This is a genomic window from Desulfoluna sp. CLI2B (assembly GCF_056847375.1).
This window is the reverse complement of record NZ_CP186557.1, coordinates 2,382,286-2,400,018: the sequence shown is the minus strand read 5'-3', so window position 1 is coordinate 2,400,018 and position 17,733 is coordinate 2,382,286. Positions and strand designations below refer to the sequence as shown.

Sequence of the window (17,733 nt, the reverse complement as noted above, 5' to 3'; positions counted from 1 at the left end):
CTTGCAGGGAGGGGGAAGCTAGAAGAAGAACTCCAGTTTGTGGTACAGGGCGTAGGTGTCTTCTGTGGCAGTGCCGCCGCTGCGATCTTCCCAGTAATCCCCTGCCTGGAGGAAGGCTGCCACACCGCTGTAGACAAGGTTGTCCATGATGTTCCAGCTGAAAGTCAGGTCGTATTCGATGCCGTGGTCGTCGTCGACGTTGGCCGGGGTGTCGTCTGCCTGGGAGCTGGCGATGAGGGCGCCCAGATTGACCCTGTTGTCAAAACAGGTGTAGTTGACCCCGGCGTACATCATGCGGTAGCCGTCCAGTACCGCGGTGTAGGCGGTGCCGAAGCCGTCGCCGATGAGGTTGCCCAGGCCGTCGCCCAGGGTGGTGTTCATGCCGTGCTCGTCACTGGTGAGGATAAAGGCCTTGGCCCAGTCCGAGCCCGGGGCCACGTAGCCCATGTTGCCGATGTCGTCGTCGGTGTAGTCGGCGTCGCCGGTGGTGATGGCGTAGCCTGCCTGGAGGGTAAAGTCCGCGATGTCGTAGCGGAGCTCCCCGAACCAGGCGTAGCCTTCCACGTCCCGGTCCGTGTTGTTGGCGTCGTACTCAGCCTCGCCGAAGATGTAGTCCAGCTCTGTGGTGATGCCCAGGGGGCCGAATTTGCCGTCAAAGTAGGGGGCCAGGAGAAAAACCTTGGCTTCGGTTGTGGCGCCGCGGGGCAGGGCCTGGAGGGCGGCAGCTGCTTGCAGGGCCTCCGATGAGGCCGCGAATGCGGCGGCTTGCTGACCAGTACTTCCCGCTTGCGCAAGTGCATTTGCAGCCAAGGTACCGTATGTTGCGGCCAATGTACCATTACCATCGGTTGCAGCTGCGGTGGCAAGGGCTTGGTAAGTAGCTGCATCGACCCCGAAGCTTTGGGCTTGTGCGACAAGGCTGTCGAACTGAGCCTTGTCTGCCGTGGCCTGCTCGGCACCCCCGGCATTCTCCAGGTCGGTACTCAGCTTGGCCTGCTGGGGGTCTTGAAAGAGGTGAAAGTTGTAAAAGGCGGTGAGCAAGCCTGTGCTGTACCTTTTGGTCTTGTAGGTGGCGCCGATGTAGTACTTATCATTGTCGTCATTGGTGATGTGGTCGTTTTTGGCGTTTTCCGTCACCTTTTCGGCCACGGCCCCGATGTAGAGTTTGTTCTCGCCGATGGGGATGGGGGTGACGAGCTTGATGCGGTCGGTGTCGGTCTCGTCGTCGGACCAGCTGGTGCCCCAGACCACACCCTGCATGCGACCGATGGAGAGGAGGCCGATGGGGGTGATGATTTCCGCGTAGGCTCGGTCGAAGTCAAAGTTGTCGTCGTCTTCGTTGTTGTCAAAGGCGGAGTCCCTGGAGCTGAGGACCTTGTCCAGGGCGTCGAAGCGGGTGATGATCTTGATGTTGTCGGTGATTTGGGCCTCGGTGAGGACACGAAGCCGCATTTCCCTGAAGCTGTCGGTGGAGTCGCTCTTCTGAAGGGTGGCGTTTTCGTTGTTAACGCCTTCGAACTGGAGGCTGCCGCTTATATCCAGATCCAGGGCGAGGGCTGGGGAAGCAATCAGCATAGAAAGAACGAGGGGAAGGAAAAGCAGGCATCGTCTCATGTTTTCGTCTCCTTTGAGTGACATAGGTACCGGTGTGTGTCCTGAGGTAAGGCACATAAACAACGTTTTGTGTCGGCGCGACTCAAAACCGGATCCGCCATGGGCAATGTCTCAAAATAACTCAACTGAGGGAGATGTTAGTATGCGTAAACGATGTTATTTTACCCGAAATTAAATGTCAAGTGCTATCGCAAGTAACGGCACGCTTTTTACGGGTGTCTTATTAAGCGAAACCAAGACGCTTTTGCGTGGAGTGTTGAGGGAACTTTTTCCTCGTTAAAAGGGGAGGGGGGAAAGGCTTCCTAAGCGGTGGGTCTTTTTTCTTATATACCTAACTGGGCCACCGGGTGACGTATCCGAATTGAGGAGGACCTCTGCGGATATTCACCCGGTGATGGCATGGGGGGTGAGAAAAGGCGTCTCATCACCCCCTGGCGGTCGGCGTGGCCTTTTTGGGGGCCATGGCCGGGTGGCGCACGCCCGGAGGTAGAAGGCTCCGAGCCACCCGACGAGGGTGAGGGCGGGTTCGGCGGCGATGACAGGGCCCAGGAGTGCGGCCAGAAGGATGCGGGAAGACGAGATGATGCTTCCTTCCACGGCGGTGACAAACCGGAACCCAAAGGTGATGAAGACCTGCCCCATGACGCTCACCACCGAACAGAGCCCCACAAAGAAGAGGGCTTTGCCGCCGGGCCAGACAATGCGGTCCCGGAAGAGAAGAAAAATGATGACACACCCCAGGGCGAACATGAAAAAGAGGGTGGTCTCCGTGGAGTGGACCCGCCGCGAGAGGTTGAGGTAGATGATGGCCACCGACGCGCTGATGCCCGATCCCAGTCCCCAGAGGGAGTTGATATTGAAGTGGGAGAAGAGGCCGCTGTGGACCATGTCCGGCACGAGGATCATCACCACCCCGGCAAAAGCAATGAGGACCACGCAGATGGATGCGTAGTTGCGCTCATCCTTCAGGGTAAACCAACTCACCAGGGCCACAAACAGAGGATAGGTCATGTTGAGGATATTGCCCTCGGCCACGCTGGTGAGGTCCACGGCCTTGAAAAAACAGTAGACGGCCATGGTGTTGGCCAGGGTCCTGCCGATGAGATAGTGCCAGTTTACAGGCTTAGGGGGCCGTTTTTTCATGACGAGGAGGACGCCGACCATGACGAACCCCAGGAAAAAGCGTCCGAAGACGAAGTTGGCCGAATCGATGGTCACCCCGCTGAGTCTTGCCCATCTGAGGGCGGCGGTGGCGAGGTAGAAACAGACGGCCGATGCAAAGACCGATGAAAATCCGAGTAATTTGTTGGACGGCTGGCTCATAAGGCAATGGTTCGGGCGGGCATGCCCGTATTGGATTTTTATATAAGGTGGCGCCGGGATGTCATCAGGGCCAACGGGTCACAAAGGGGACCATTCCGGAGGGGACGGAGGAGGAAAAGGCAGGGAGGGGACTCGGGCGGCTCTTTTCCGCCCATGTGTCCCGTGCCGGTCAGACGGCCTGCTGTACTATGCAACCATGCAAATGGATTTGCCTATTGCAGGAATTGTCAATGGGTATGGACTTTTGAAACCAAACCCTGTTTAATGTTCGTGTCCGTATCCCCTCACGGGATCTGTTTCTCACCCTTCACGCTGACACATCCTGTTTTTCGGAGAGACTGATCATGAACCGATTTGCCTTTCATTCCACCGGACTGGCCATCAAGGCCATCTATGACATGGCCCGCGCCCGGGTGAACCTGTACGGTGAGGAAAACATCCCCGACGGGTCCGTCATCTTTGCCGTGAACCATTTCACCCGCATTGAAACTATTTTCCTTCCCCTGCACCTTGGGAAACCGCAGTGCTGTGTGGTCCCTGGCCGATTCCGCCCTGTTCAAGGGGTTCGTGGGGGACTTCATCAGCGAGGCCGGGGCGGTTTCCACGCGGGACCCGGACCGGGACAGGCTCATGGTGAAGACCCTGCTTACCGGTGAGGCCAACTGGGTGATTTTTCCGGAAGGGCGCATGGTCAAGACCAAGAAAATTTACGAAAACGGGGAGTTCGTGATTCGCGCCGAGGGAGGCCCTCATCCGCCTCGAACCGGTGCGGCCACCCTGGGCCTGCGCACGGAGTTTTACAGGGAGCGCCTGAAGGTGATGCAGGAGAAGAAGCCGGAAGAGTACCTGCGTCTGCTGGCGATGTTTGGCATGGAGGCGTCTGAGGCCAGGTTGGACCAGGCCACCTCCATCGTGCCGGTGAACATTACCTACTACCCCTTGCGGGCCCGGGAGTCCATCATCAGTCGCATCACCGGTTCCCTGCTGGACAATCCCTCCACCCGTACCCTGGAAGAGCTCATGACCGAGGGGAGCATGCTCCTGGACGGGGTGGACGTGGATGTCCGGTTCGGCAAGCCCATCAAGGTGCGGCCCTATCTCAAGAATCCGGTGGTGGCCTGGGACATCGCCACCACCGACCCCATCAACTTCGACGACCCCATCAACTCCAGGGACGTGCTCCGGGAAGCCTCGCGTACCTTGATGAAGGCCTACATGAGGGCCATCTACAGCATGACCACGGTGAACCACGACCACATCTTCGCCCTGCTGATGATGCGCCACAGAAGCGATTACATCGACCCCATGGATTTGAAGACCCGGGCCTTTGTGGTGAGCGACTGGCTTCGCAAGCAGATCGGGATCTACATCCACTCCAGCCTGGAGGATTCCCAGAGCCACCTGCTCACCGACGACCGGTACGAAAAATTTTCCAACATCATGGAGGTGGCCGAGGCCAAGGGGGTGGTGAGGCGAAGCGAAGAGGGGGACATCATCCGCAACACCGAGCTGTTGGGGGACGAAGGGCAGTTCCATACCCTGCGCATCCAGAATCCCTTGATGGTGATGGCCAACGAGGTGGAGCCCCTGACGGATTTCACCGCCTTTGTGGACCAGGTGGCCCGGGAGCCCGCTGCCCAGGTGCGGCGGCGGATTTTCGGGCTGTTGATGGAGAAAGGGATCAACGACTTCACCAAAGACCGCGAGGCCTTTTTCATTGACGGAGAGACCAAGCCCGCTGAAATCGGGAGCCCCTGTCTCCTCAAGGGGGACGAGGAGAGGCGGGGTGTCCTTCTCGTCCACGGATACATGGCGGCCCCGGCAGAAGTCAGGGGCCTTGCCGACGAACTCCAGCGCCATGGTTACTGGGTCTACATGCCTCGGCTCCAGGGGCATGGCACCGCCCCCGAGGACCTTGCCGAGCAGCGCTACCTGAACTGGGTGGTCTCGGTGGAGGAGGGGTACGCCCTGCTGAAGAACATGTGCGACACCCTGTTTGTGGGGGGCTTTTCCATGGGCGCGGGGCTGGCCCTGGACCTTGTGACCCGCATTGCCGTAGCCGACGGGGTGAAAGGGGTCTTTGCCGTGGCCCCGCCCATGAAACTCCAAGACTATTCCAGCCGGTTCGTGCCGGCGGTGGACACCTGGAACGCCCTCATGAAGCGGCTTCGCATCGACCGGGTGCGCAAGGAGTTCATTGAGAACCGGCCGGAGAACCCCCACATCAACTACGCGCGCAACCCCGTCTCCGGGATTCGGGAGATCGATCGCCTCATGGACCAGCTGGCGCCCAAGCTCGAAGAGATCACCATGCCCGCCCTCATCGTGCAGTCGGCTCGGGATCCTGTGGTGAGCCCCAAGGGAAGCCGGAAGATTTTTGATCGCATCGCCTCCGAAGACAAGGAGTACCGGCTTTTCAATTTTTCCCGACATGGGATTCTTCTCCATGAGGGGAGCGAAAAGGTCTACCGGGCCGTGGTGGAGTTCCTGGCCGACCACCGGCAGGGTTAACGCATTTAGATTTTTGCCTCCGGCGGCCCTGCCGGGGGCAAAACGTTTGCCAATTTAGATGCCTTGGGTTTGACAAACAGGTTTTGTTTTTTGAAGATGCGTTACCGCAGAGCATAGCCCCTCTTCTTTTTTAATTTATAAAGGCGCTTATCTCCAGCCCCTGCGGGGCTTGAGATAAGCGCCTTGATTACCGGAACGTTTTTGCGGAGCCTTTTTCAAAAAGCGACCCGCCGGAGGCAACTGATTTTTTAAATGCGTTGCCCCTGCGACCACCGGTGATTCCTTTTGTGTTGGCACGGGGGTTGTGATAAAAATATCGATTTTGAGCAGAAGACCGCCGCAGGGAACAGGGCCGCCTTTTTACGCAGGGAAGAGCCCGTTTGCTGCCGCTTTTTCATACATTTCAGACGACACCATCACACAACAACGGGTGTGAGCCAAGAGGGAGCTGCCGTACATGAGCGAGACCGAAAACAAACCGGTTGATTTTATTCGAAACATTATCAACGAAGACCTGGCTTCCGGGAAACACGAAGGCGTGGTGACCCGTTTCCCGCCCGAGCCCAACGGCTACCTTCATATAGGACACGCCAAGTCCCTCTGCCTCAACTTCGGCATTGCCGAGGAGTACGAGGGGGCTGTCTGCAACCTGCGTTTCGACGACACCAACCCGGAAAAAGAGGACGTGGAGTACATCGACGCCATCAAGGCAGACGTCTCCTGGCTGGGCTTCTCCTGGAACGGTGAGCCCCGGTACGCCTCCGATTACTTTGAGGCCCTCTACGCCTACGCCGTGGAGCTGGTCAAAATGGGCAAGGCCTATGTGGACAGCCTCACCGCAGAAGAGATCCGTGAGTACCGTGGCACCCTCACCGAGCCGGGCAAGAACAGCCCCTACCGGGACCGCAGCGTGGAAGAGAACCTGGCCCTTTTGGAGGGCATGAAACGGGGTGATTTCGAGGAGGGCACCCACATCCTCAGGGCCAAGATCGACATGGCTTCCCCCAACATGAACATGCGGGACCCGGCCATCTACCGAATCCGCAAGGCCGATCACCACCGCACCGGTGATGCCTGGTGCATCTACCCCATGTACGACTTTACCCACTGCCTCTCCGACGCCATGGAGGGCATCACCCACTCCCTGTGTACCCTGGAGTTTGCCGACCACCGCCCCCTGTACGACTGGGTGCTGGAGACCCTCAAGACCCCGAGCCATCCCCAGCAGATTGAGTTTTCCCGGCTCAACATCAGCTACACGGTCCTCAGCAAGCGCAAGCTCCTCCAGCTGGTGGATCAGGGCCATGTCAGCGGGTGGGACGACCCCCGCATGCCCACCATCAGCGGGATCCGCAGGCGCGGTTATACCCCCGAGGCCCTGCGCAACTTCTGCCGTCGCATCGGCATCTCCAAAAAGGAGAGCCGCATCGACTACACCATCCTGGAAGACTGCGTCCGTGAGGATCTGAACGAAAAGGCACCCCGGGTCATGGGTGTGCTGGCGCCCCTTAAGGTTACCGTCACCAACTACCCCGAAGACCTGGTGGAGGAGATGGACGTCATGAACCATCCCCAGAAACCGGAGATGGGCACGCGCAAGGTGCCCTTCTGCAGGGAACTCTACATCGAGCAGAACGATTTCATGGAAGAGCCCCCCAAGAAGTTCTTCCGCCTGGGACCCGGCCGTGAGGTGCGCCTCCGAAGCGCTTACTACCTCACCTGCACCGACGTGGTGAAGAATGAGGCAGGCGAGGTGGTAGAACTCCTCTGCACCTACGACCCCGAGTCCAAAGGGGGCTCCACCCCTGACAACCGCAAGGTCAAGGGCACCATTCACTGGGTCTCCGCCCGTCACGCAGTCAACGCCGAGGTCCGGCTCTACGATCGCCTCTTTAAGGTGGAAAACCCGGAAAAAGAAGGGGACTCCTTTCTGGATAACCTCAACCCCGATTCCCTTACCGTCCTTGCGGACTGCAAAGTCGAACCGGGGGTGGAGAAGAACGAAAACGGGGCCTTCTTTCAGTTTGAACGCACCGGGTACTTTAACCTCGATCCCGTGGACAGCACCCCGGAAAAGCCGGTGTTCAACCGCACCGCCACCCTGCGTGACGCCTGGGCCAAAATGAACAAATAAGAGCCGGGAAAAAACGCCTCCGGCGGCCCTGCCGGAGGCCAAACGTTTAAAAAGTTTGACAAACAGGCCTTGGAAGCATTTGCAACCTGGCTCATTCCCTGGCGTTGGAGGCAAAACGTGATACGAATAGGAAAAGGGTATGATGTTCATCGCCTGGTGGAAGGGCGTGAGCTGGTCCTGGGCGGGGTGACGGTGCCTTATGAGAAAGGGCTCCTGGGGCACTCCGATGCCGATGTGCTCCTCCATGCGGTGTGTGACGCCCTGTTGGGGGCGGCGGGCCTGGGGGATATCGGGGAACACTTCCCGGACAGCGACTCCCGTTTCAAGGGAATCAGCAGCCTGGTGCTGCTGGCCCACTGCACGGCCCTCTTGGATGAGAAGGGGTATGAGGTGGTGAACATCGACGCCACCCTCATGGCGGAAAAACCCAAAATTTCCCCCTACAAGGCGGCCATGCGGGAGAACATCGCAGAAGTGCTCTGCCTGGATCCCGATGCAGTGAACATCAAGGCCACCACCACCGAGGGGCTGGGGCCCGTGGGGCGCGGGGAGGGCATGGCGGCTCTTTGCGCGGCCCTCATACAAAAAGTGGAGAGCTGAATCCGTGCCTGCCCTGGGTGTGGCCCACAGCGATTCATTGCAGATTTATCCTTTGGTCGCCCCTCTGATGCCTTGACAGGGGCGGCAATCGTGATGATTATCTAAACTGACTTTTACAGATGAGGGCCCCGGTGACGGGGCTTGAGCGTTGAGGGCGGCACAACGGCCCTACAGCGGATACATAAGGCGGCACACAGCGTGCCCGAATGATAACGACAGAGAAGAGACGGTGAACTGAGCATGGCGCTTCGCATTTACAACACATTGTCCGGACAGAAAGAAGAGTTTCAACCCATCGAAGAGGGCGAGGTCAAGATGTACGTCTGTGGGCCTACGGTCTACGACTCCAGCCATATCGGCCATGCCCGATCCGTGATCTTCTTCGACGTGGTGTACCGCTACCTCAAAGGCCTGGGCCTGGATGTGACCTATGCTCGAAACTTCACCGACATCGACGACAAGATCATCAACCGTGCCGAGCAGCTTGGGGTAACGGCCAAGGCCGTGGCCGAGAAGTACATGGATGAGTTCCATCGGGACATGGACGCCCTGCACGTCAAGCGTCCGGACCTTGCCCCCCTGGCCACGGAACACATCGACGACATCATTGCCCTGATTACGCGACTCATCGACAAGGGCAAGGCCTACCCCGTGGACGGCGACGTCTACTTCCGCGTCACCTCTTTTGACGGCTACGGCAAGCTCTCCGGTCGAAAACTGGAGGACATGGAGGCCGGGGCCCGCATCGAAGTGGACGACCGCAAGGAGAACCCCTTTGACTTTGCCCTGTGGAAGGCCCAGAAACCGGGTGAGCCCGCTTGGGAAAGCCCCTGGGGCATGGGACGGCCCGGCTGGCACATTGAGTGCTCGGCCATGAGCTCCCGTCTTCTGGGGGAGACCATCGATATCCACGGCGGCGGCAAGGACCTGATCTTTCCCCACCACGAAAACGAGATCGCCCAGTCCGAGGCCGCCTTTGACGCCCCCTTTGTGAAGTACTGGATGCACAACGGTTTTGTGAACATCAACGCCGAGAAGATGTCCAAGTCCCTGGGCAACACCACCATGATCAAGGATGTCCTCAAGAACTATCATCCTGAGGCGGTGCGTCTCTTCCTGCTCTCCAACCACTACCGCAGCCCCATCGATTACAATGAGCAGGCCATGAAAGAGGCCGCAGGCAACCTGGACAAGCTCTACACCCTGCTGCGTCGCATCTCCGATGAGTTCGGCAACCTGAGCATCCTGCGGCTCCAGTCGTTCAACAACAAGTTCGGGGACCTCTTCCGTGAGTTCTGCGAAGGCATGGAAGACGACTTCAACACGGCCCGCGGCATGGCGGCCCTGTTCGAAGCCCTTCGCGCCACGAACCGCACCATCGACGAGATGACCGATGAGAACGCCTTTGAGTCCAAGATCGAGATCGACGGGCACATGGTGGACCTGTTCAAGATGGCCAACATCCTCGGGGTTCTCAACGAGAACCCGTATGAGTACTTCGAGGCCAAGAAGGACAAATCCGGAGTGGACGCAAGCCGCGTGGAGGCCCTGATTCAGGAACGGGCCGAGGTGCGCAAGGCCAAAAACTTTCAGCGGGCCGATGAGATCCGCGAAGAATTGACCGCCATGGGGGTCGCCATTGAAGACGGCCCCGGCGGTACCACCTGGAAGATGATGGACTAGGCCAAGGCGCTGTTCACCCCTTCCGGGACCATCAATCGATAAAAAAAAGCGGCCCGGCATACGGACCGCTTTTTTTTGTGTTTATCGGGACTCCTCGCAGACAGGCAGGTTATATCGCCATGGAACCATTTAAAATTGTATCGTCATTTACCCCCCAGGGCGATCAGCCCAAGGCGATCCGCCGCCTGGTAAAGGAGCTGAACAAGGGAACCGCCAATCAGGTCCTCCTGGGGGTGACGGGGTCGGGCAAGACCTTCACCATGGCCCACGTGGTGGAGCAGACCCAGCGTCCCACCCTGGTGCTGGCTCCCAACAAGATCCTGGCGGCCCAGCTCTACAGCGAGTTCCGGGAGCTTTTTCCGGACAACGCCGTGGAGTACTTTGTCAGCTATTACGACTACTACCAGCCGGAAGCGTACATTCCCAGCAGCGACACCTACATCCAGAAAGACTCGGCCATCAACGAGCTCATCGACAAGATGCGCCATTCGGCAACCCGCAACGTCCTGTCGCGGCGGGATGTCATCGTGGTGGCCAGTGTCTCCTGCATCTACGGCCTCGGGGCGCCGGAGGACTACCTGGCCCTGAGGGTGGAGCTCTCCACCGGGGATGAGCGGAGCCGGGAGTCTCTGCTCACAGACCTTGTCTCCATCCAGTACGAACGCAGCGACATCGATTTTCACCGGGGCTCCTTCCGCGTGCGGGGGGACCGGGTGGAGATTTTTCCGGCTTACGAGGAGAAGGTGGCTGTGCGGGTGGAATTTTTCGGGGATGAGATCGACACCCTGGCCGAGTTCGACCCCCTCACGGGCAAGACCCTGCGAAAGCTTAAGCGCACCGTCATCTATCCGGCCAGCCACTACGTCACCCGAAAGAGCACCCTCAAGAAGATGCTCAGCAATGTGGAGGTGGAGCTCAAGGACCGTGTGGAGCACTTCCATCGGCTCAACAAGCTCATTGAGGCCCAGCGCATCGACGAACGGACCCGCCTGGACCTGGAGATGCTGCGGGAGATCGGTTACTGCAACGGCATCGAGAACTACTCCCGGTACCTCTCCGGGCGCAATGCAGGGGAGGCGCCGCCCACCCTCCTGGACTATTTCCCCGATGATTTTCTCCTGCTGGTGGATGAGAGCCATATCGCCCTTCCGCAGGTGCGGGCCATGTACAAGGGGGATCGCTCACGCAAGGAGACCCTGGTGGGCTACGGCTTTCGCCTGCCCTCGGCCCTGGACAACCGGCCCCTGAAGTTCGAGGAGTTCGAAAACAAGCGCGGGCAGGCCATTTTTGTCTCCGCCACCCCTGCGGAGTACGAGATGGAGGCCGCCGACGGCATGGTGGTGGAGCAGATTGTCCGTCCCACGGGCCTGGTGGATCCCGAAATCGTGGTGAAGCCCGCCGAGAACCAGGTGGACGACCTCTACGAAGAGATCCGGAAACGCCTGGCGGCCCGGGAGCGCGTGCTGGTCACCACCCTGACCAAGCGCATGGCCGAGGACCTCACCGACTACCTCACCGACCTCGGGGTACGGGTGCGCTACATGCACTCGGACGTCAAGACCATGGAGCGCATCGAGATTGTCCGGGACCTGCGCCTGGGCAAGTTCGACGTGCTGGTGGGCATCAACCTCCTGCGGGAGGGCCTTGATATCCCGGAGGTCTCCCTGGTGGCGGTTCTGGACGCCGATAAAGAGGGCTTCCTCCGGTCGGAGCGGTCCCTGGTGCAGACCTGCGGCAGGGCCGCGCGAAACGCCAACGGCAAGGTGATTCTCTATGGGGATAACATCACCGGCTCCATGCAGTACGCCATGGACGAGACCAAGCGTCGACGGGCCATCCAGATGGCGTACAACGAAAAGCACGGCATTGTTCCGGCCACCATCTCCCGGGAGATTCAGAGCAGCTTCGGGGAGCTTTACCATTTTGACGACGAAACCGCGGATGACGCGGTGATGGAAGAGGTGGCCGAGTACGGGGCCGAGTCCATGGACGACGGCGCCCTCCTGGAAACCCTGGAGGCCTCCATGCAGGAGGCGGCCCGCAACCTGGAGTTTGAAAAGGCCGCTCGCCTGCGGGACCAGATTCAGGAGATCAGGAAGCGGATAGGGGAGGCGTCGTGAACCAGGGCATCATGATTCCGGAGGCCCTGGCCGAGCAGTTGAACTGCCTTGTGACGGACCCGGGGGTGTACCGGTTCAAAGACGAAAAGGGGACCGTCATCTATGTGGGCAAGGCCAAGAATCTGAAGAAGCGGGTCTCCAGTTACTTTAATCGCACACACACAGACCCCAAGACTGCGGCCCTGGTCCGCAAGGTGGTCTCCCTGGATACCGTGGTGACGGCCACGGAAAAAGAGGCGCTTATTCTGGAGAGCAGCCTCATTACCCGCCACAAGCCTCGTTACAACATTATCCTCAAAGACGATAAGCGCTATCCCTCCCTGCGGATAGACCCCAACGAGGAGTGGCCGGGCCTGGCCATCGTACGCCGTATTGAAAAGGACGGGGCTCTCTATTTCGGCCCCTACACCTCGTCTTCGGCCGTGCACGCCACGGTGAAGTTCATCAACCGTCACTTTAAACTGAGGAAATGCACCAACAGTACCCTCAAGAGCAGGTCTCGGCCCTGTCTCAACCACCAGATGGGCCTCTGCCTGGCCCCGTGCTGCCTGGATGTTTCCCGCGAGGCCTACATGGAGATGGTCTCTCAGGTCATCCTGTTTCTTAAAGGGCGCACCCCGGAGCTGGTGGAGAGCCTGAGGGCAGAGATGGTCCGGTGCGCCACCGAAGAGCGCTTCGAAGAGGCGGCCGAGTTGAGGGATCGCCTCTTTGCCGTGGAGAAGACCCTTGAAAAGCAGGTGGTGGTGGCTACGGACATGGGGGACCGGGACGTGGTGGATGTCTGCATGCACGGGCCCGCGGTCTGCATCACGCTGATGCAGGTGCGCGGCGGTGTGCTCCTGGGGAGCCGGAGCGTTCATCTCCTGGAGACCATGGCTGGGCCCGAAGAGGTCGCAGCGAATTTTATCTGCCAGTACTACGAAAAACATGCCGCCCCTTCCGAGGTGCTGGTTTCCCATCGTTTCGATGGGGTTGAGACCGTATCCGACCATCTGCGGGAGACCGCAGGGCGCCGTGTGCAGCTTCTGTTTCCCTCCCGGGGGGAAAAGGCAAAGCTCATGGCCATGGCCCGCAAAAACGGAGAAAAACGCCTGGAGGAGATCATGTCTGGGGCGGACGCGGACCGCAAGGTTTTAGAGAACCTCATGAAACGCCTGGGCATGGACCGGCTTCCCGAGCGCATCGAGTCCTACGACAACTCCAACACGGCGGGCAACGACCCGGTTTCGGGGATGGTGGTGTTTGAAAACGGGCGGCCCAAGAAGAGCGACTACCGAACCTTCCGCATCAAGGCCGATACGCGGTACGACGACTACGCCTCCATGGCCGAGGTGCTCACCCGGCGTTTCGGGGACCCGGTGAAACGGGAGCCCCTGCCGGATCTTTTGATGGTGGACGGGGGAAAAGGGCAGCTCAATGTGGCGACCCGGGTCCTGGAGGAGCTGGGGCTTCTGGGGGCTTTTACGGTGATCGGCATCGCCAAGATGCGCGAGGAGGCCGGTGAGACCCAGGACAAAATTTATCTTCCCGGGCGTTCCAATCCCGTGAACATGGGGATGCAGCCCGACCTGCTCCTCTTTCTTCAGCGCATGCGGGACGAAGTGCACCGGTTTGCCATCACTTTTCAGCGTCGTGTGCGCGGCAAGCGGTCGGTTTCTTCGAAACTGGACCATGTGCCCGGGGTGGGGAAGAAGAGGAAGACCATGCTCCTCAAGCATTTCGGGGGAATTACGGCCATGAAGGCCGCGTCTGAAGACGAGCTCGCGGCCCTGCCCGGCATCACGCAGGAGATTGCCGGGGCCATCCGGCGCGCCCTGGAGTGATCCTTTGGGTCAGGTATGGGTGAGGCTGCGGATTTCGTGGAGTTGGGCGTTGTGGATGAAGTGACTCAGCACCTCTTCATCCGCGCTCTTCAGGCGGGTGAATCGGCATCCGGCAAACAGGGAGAGTTCATTGAATCGGCGGTTCACCCGGACCACCGAGAGGGCAGTGTCCATGGTATGGAGCTGCTCTTTTTTTTGGCTGTGGTCCCGGAGCACGATGCCCAACCGGCCCACATGGCCCGCTTCAAGCCCGGCAAGGGGGTTTTTTCCTTTGCCCAGGAGGCGAGGGATGATCAGGCCGACCCCGGTGGTGGATATATTGCAGATGCGGAACTGCTTTCCTGAGAAAAAATCATGGCTGCCGACGACAAGTTTGCCCAGCACCTCGTGGGTAGCGGTGGGGATGTATCGAAAGGCGGAGCGGACGTTGACATCTTCCGGGGTGGGGTCGTAGCTCAAGGCGAGGGCCTGGGTGGTGTTTCCGTTGGCCAGGCGGTAGCCGGGGAGCGTCTTGAGGATCTTGCAGGGGAACCCGATGCGTTTCTTTTCTCCGGAGTCCATCCGGACCATGGTGCTTACGTGGAGCTGCCTGCTTGCCGCATCTTCGGAGGCCCAGGATGCCCCAGTGGCTGCCACGGTGAGTCGCCTGGAGGCCGGGTCCGCTTCAAAGATGACCGAGGCATAGGAGACGGGGCTCAGGCTGTGCAGGTCTATGACAAGATCAATACCGGTTCCGGGTCTAAGGACAGAGTCGTCAACGGGTGCTGTGGCCAACGGGAAATTCCTTCTGTTATCCTGTTTCTTTTGGGCGCGGCTCAAGCCGCAGAACATGGGATTCATCTACCACAAGGCCGTGCAAAAATCAAAGCCATAGACAAACCCTGTTGGGGCTGCAGGGGAACAGACAGGTTTGCGAATTCAGTAATATGAAGGGGATGGGCTAAAATAACGGAAGGTTGTGTATTCTGTGCGGCGGGAAAATGACTGATTGCGAAACGGCGAATTCAGGGAGAGGTAAAACGGCGAAAAAAAGTGTGTCCGCCTGGTAGTGTAGACAGACGGACACGGAAAAAACAGTCGTCCGCCTACTTCAAAGCGTCTTTCAGAGCCTTGCCAGGTACAAACTTGGGAACCTTGCGTGCGTCGATGCTGATCTCCTGACCGGTCTGGGGATTGCGGCCTTTGCGGGCTTTTCTTTCAACGGCCTTGAAGGTGCCGAAGCCAACGAGGGTCACGGCGTCGTTACCGGTGAGGGCATCGGTGATGGTGGAAAGGACACAGTCTACGGCTGCCTGAGCTTCTTTTTTGGAGCTGACAACTTTTGCAACTTCGTTGACGAGATCACCTTTGTTCATCCTTGAATCTCCTTTTTGTAAGGGGTTTTAAACAACGGCTTGCTTATGATGTTATTCAGTAATGCAGTGTATATCGGGAAATCAGGATACGACATGCAGTGAGTATCCTATCTGGTAAGGCGAAGTCCAATATTGGCGGCCTTTTTTGAAGATCACCGTACTTATTTGGTTTCTAAGTGTCAAGCAATAATTGAGTTGGATGTCAAAAAAAAAAGCCCAAAAGACTTGATATATGGGCTCTTTAAGGTTTGACAATGATGAATAACCCGTGTTGGGGGCACACTTCCGGCAGATGAGTAAACAGGGTGAGAGGTATGGAAATATTGAAGGGGTTTTGTTGATAAGTCTAATAAATACAGCGCTTTAACAATGAGTAAATTTTCCTCTTTCAACCGCGATGGCGCGGGTTTGAGAAACCGTCGCTTCGTCCGGATTTCAAGGGGAGAGTCTTGCTGCGGGACCGTTGATCGGGCCCGTATTTCTCGGGATAATACGCGAAGAGAGGCCGTTTTGAAAGGGTGTTCAGGCCTTCAAAGCGGTTTGGTTACCCTCGAAGGATTCTGCAGGCGGTCTATTTCAGCAGGACCTTGACGGCTTCGGCCCCTGTTTCATAGATGTGGGGGGCCACTCCCCGCTTGGACAGGGCGTCTTTGAGCTTCATTTTCAGGAAGGTGCTGGTTGTGTATCGGGTGACCCCTGAATAATAGGTGGCGACAATGTGTTTGACCATGGCGGTATAGGGCTCCATGAGTTCGGGGTGGATCTGGAAATGGTCGTAGTTGACCACGGCAAAGACCTGCCTGTCTATTGTCTTGAGTTTGGATTCCACCGCTTCCTGTATCTCCTCGATCATCTCCGGTGAATCCACCACCAGCCCTTCGAAATTGACAAAGAAGAGATTGGACTCTTCGTTGTAGGTGAGTCGGTCGCTGAGTTTGACGGCCAGGAGGTCGTCCTTGAGGCCCATGGGGTCGGTGCGGAAAATCCGGCTGTCCATGGGGGCCGGTGGGAAGGGCATGGCAGGTTCGAAGGCCATGTGGGCAAGGATGTCTTTCGCAAGGTCGATGCCGGGGGCCACCTCTGTGAGGGTCATCCCCTGGGCCGTGAGGGCAAAGACGCATCGCTCCGTCACAAAGAGGACCGGCTGGTTGCGCTGCCGCGCGTAGTCCCCGCTGAAGGTCACCTGTTCCACATCGGCCATGAATTTCTGAACGGACCCTTCCCGGAGAATCTCCAGGGCGCCGTCGGCAATGCCAATCGAGAGGCCCTTGGCCGTGAAGGTACCGGTGAAGACCACCCGGCGTGCGTTCTGGCTGATGTTGATGAACCCTCCGGCCCCGGCGATACGGGGACCGAACCGGCTGACGTTGAGGTTGCCGTGGCTGTCGGCCTGGGCCAGGCCAAGGAAGGCGATGTCCAGGCCGCCTCCGTCGTAGAAGTCGAACTGGGCGGGTTGGTCGATGACGGCGTCGGGATTGGTGCCTGCGCCGAAGCTCAGGCCCCCGGCCGGGACCCCGCCGATGAGGCCTGGCTCTGCCGTGAGGGTGATGTAGTCGAGGATGCCCTCTTCATGGGCCACGGAGGCGATGCCCTCGGGCATGCCGATACCCAGGTTCGTCACACAGTTGACGCGCAGCTCCATGGCGGCACGGCGGGCGATGATCTTGCGCGGGGTCAGGTCCATGGGCGGCATGTGCTGCAGGGGGATGCGGACTTCGCCGCTGTACGCGGGGTTGTAGGCCTCGGCAAAGGTCTGGTGATGGTATTCCGGCTTGGAGACAAAGACGCTGTCCACCATGATGCCGGGCACTTTGACAGCCTTTGGGGGGAGGGTCCTTTTTTCGGCGATGCGCTCCACCTGGGCGATGACCACGCCGCCGGAGTTCTTGGCAGCCATGGCCAGGGCGAGGCTCTCCAGGACCAGGGCCTCTTTTTCCATGGTGATGTTGCCCAGGGTGTCGGCGGTGGTGCCCCGGATGACAGCCACATCAATGGGGAAGGTTTTGTAGGCGAGGTAACGTTCCCCGTGGATCTCCATGGAGGTGACCAGGTCCTCGTGGGTGCAGCGGTTGATTTTCCCGCCGTCGATGCGCGGGTCCACAAAGGTGTTTAAACCCACCCGGCTGAGGGTGACGGGGCGGCCTGCGGCAATGTCCCTGTAGAGGTGGCAGAGCACGCCCTGGGGGAGGTTGTACGCTTCGATCTCATCGGCCACGGCCAGGGCCTGGAGGGCGGGGACCAGTCCCCAGTGCCCGCCGATGACCCGTTTGAGCATTCCCTTCTGGCCCAGGTGGTTGAGGCCTTTGGAGGCGCCGTCCCCCATGCCTGCGGCGTAGACGAGGGTAAGCTCTGACGGGGTACCCGTCCGTGTGAAGCGCTCTTCCAGGGTCACGGCGAACTCTTCGGGAAACCCGATGCCCACAAACCCGCCGAATCCGATGGTGTCCCCACTCTGGATCACCTCGGCTGCTTCGCGGGCGTTGACCACTTTTCCCTTTGGGGAGACAAGGGGGGAGAGGCTTGAAAGAATGGGATGGGACGAGCCCTGGTTTTTTGGGGTAGGCATGGCA

At 59.1% G+C, this 17,733-nt stretch carries 11 protein-coding genes; 6 read left to right on the top strand and 5 right to left on the bottom strand.

What is annotated here, in order from left to right; all coding sequences use genetic code 11:
• Positions 1-18 precede the first annotated feature (18 nt).
• A complete protein-coding gene (locus ACOYW2_RS11430) occupies positions 19-1,614 on the bottom strand; it encodes a hypothetical protein (RefSeq protein WP_482416229.1) in 1,596 nt (531 codons plus the stop codon).
• Positions 1,615-1,998: 384 nt separating this feature from the next.
• The gene (locus tag ACOYW2_RS11425; protein ID WP_482770476.1) at positions 1,999-2,937 is read right to left on the bottom strand and encodes a DMT family transporter; all 939 of its coding nucleotides are present in this window, start codon (positions 2,935-2,937) and stop codon (positions 1,999-2,001) included.
• Between the two features lie 528 nt (positions 2,938-3,465).
• Between ACOYW2_RS11425 and ACOYW2_RS11420 the strand changes: the two genes are divergently transcribed.
• The 6 genes from ACOYW2_RS11420 (at position 3,466) to uvrC (ending at position 13,808) form a co-directional block, all read left to right on the top strand.
• A complete protein-coding gene (locus ACOYW2_RS11420) occupies positions 3,466-5,448 on the top strand; it encodes an alpha/beta hydrolase (RefSeq protein WP_482770475.1) in 1,983 nt (660 codons plus the stop codon).
• Between the two features lie 457 nt (positions 5,449-5,905).
• The gene (locus tag ACOYW2_RS11415; RefSeq protein WP_482770474.1) at positions 5,906-7,582 is read left to right on the top strand and encodes a glutamine--tRNA ligase/YqeY domain fusion protein; all 1,677 of its coding nucleotides are present in this window, start codon (positions 5,906-5,908) and stop codon (positions 7,580-7,582) included.
• Between the two features lie 120 nt (positions 7,583-7,702).
• The gene (gene ispF / locus ACOYW2_RS11410) at positions 7,703-8,182 is read left to right on the top strand and encodes a 2-C-methyl-D-erythritol 2,4-cyclodiphosphate synthase (RefSeq protein ID WP_482771017.1); all 480 of its coding nucleotides are present in this window, start codon (positions 7,703-7,705) and stop codon (positions 8,180-8,182) included.
• 240 nt (positions 8,183-8,422) lie between these two features.
• Positions 8,423-9,865 (top strand): cysteine--tRNA ligase, encoded by a 1,443-nt coding sequence (gene cysS, locus ACOYW2_RS11405; protein WP_482416234.1) that lies wholly within the window; start codon positions 8,423-8,425, stop codon positions 9,863-9,865.
• A gap of 119 nt (positions 9,866-9,984) precedes the next feature.
• Positions 9,985-11,985, top strand: a complete 2,001-nt coding sequence (uvrB, locus tag ACOYW2_RS11400) for an excinuclease ABC subunit UvrB (RefSeq protein WP_482416235.1) — start codon at positions 9,985-9,987, stop codon at positions 11,983-11,985.
• Positions 11,982-13,808, top strand: coding sequence for an excinuclease ABC subunit UvrC (gene uvrC / locus ACOYW2_RS11395; RefSeq protein ID WP_482770473.1), 1,827 nt, complete (start codon positions 11,982-11,984; stop codon positions 13,806-13,808). Before uvrB ends, uvrC begins: the two co-directional genes overlap by 4 nt.
• 9 nt (positions 13,809-13,817) lie before the next feature.
• On the opposite strand, the gene ACOYW2_RS11390 is transcribed toward uvrC, so the two are convergent.
• The 3 genes from ACOYW2_RS11390 to ACOYW2_RS11380 form a co-directional block, all read right to left on the bottom strand.
• The gene (locus ACOYW2_RS11390; RefSeq protein ID WP_482423021.1) at positions 13,818-14,582 is read right to left on the bottom strand and encodes a PilZ domain-containing protein; all 765 of its coding nucleotides are present in this window, start codon (positions 14,580-14,582) and stop codon (positions 13,818-13,820) included.
• A 311-nt stretch (positions 14,583-14,893) separates the two neighbouring features.
• Positions 14,894-15,163 carry an HU family DNA-binding protein gene (locus ACOYW2_RS11385; protein ID WP_092211056.1) on the bottom strand — a complete coding sequence of 90 codons (270 nt, stop codon included), beginning with the start codon at positions 15,161-15,163 and terminating at the stop codon, positions 14,894-14,896.
• A 571-nt stretch (positions 15,164-15,734) separates the two neighbouring features.
• On the bottom strand, positions 15,735-17,729 hold the full coding sequence (locus tag ACOYW2_RS11380) for an acyl CoA:acetate/3-ketoacid CoA transferase (RefSeq protein WP_482770472.1): 1,995 nt from the start codon (positions 17,727-17,729) through the stop codon (positions 15,735-15,737).
• Positions 17,730-17,733 lie beyond the last annotated feature (4 nt).

Excerpts from the sequence above, each read along its gene's own strand:
- ACOYW2_RS11430 (WP_482416229.1), bottom strand. The coding sequence starts at position 1,614 with ATGAGACGATGCCTGCTTTTCCTTCCCCTCGTTCTTTCTATGCTGATT.
- ACOYW2_RS11425 (WP_482770476.1), bottom strand. The coding sequence starts at position 2,937 with ATGAGCCAGCCGTCCAACAAATTACTCGGATTTTCATCGGTCTTTGCA.
- ACOYW2_RS11415 (WP_482770474.1), top strand. The coding sequence starts at position 5,906 with ATGAGCGAGACCGAAAACAAACCGGTTGATTTTATTCGAAACATTATC.
- cysS (WP_482416234.1), top strand. The coding sequence starts at position 8,423 with ATGGCGCTTCGCATTTACAACACATTGTCCGGACAGAAAGAAGAGTTT.
- uvrB (WP_482416235.1), top strand. The coding sequence starts at position 9,985 with ATGGAACCATTTAAAATTGTATCGTCATTTACCCCCCAGGGCGATCAG.
- ACOYW2_RS11385 (WP_092211056.1), bottom strand. The coding sequence starts at position 15,163 with ATGAACAAAGGTGATCTCGTCAACGAAGTTGCAAAAGTTGTCAGCTCC.
- ACOYW2_RS11380 (WP_482770472.1), bottom strand. The coding sequence starts at position 17,729 with ATGCCTACCCCAAAAAACCAGGGCTCGTCCCATCCCATTCTTTCAAGC.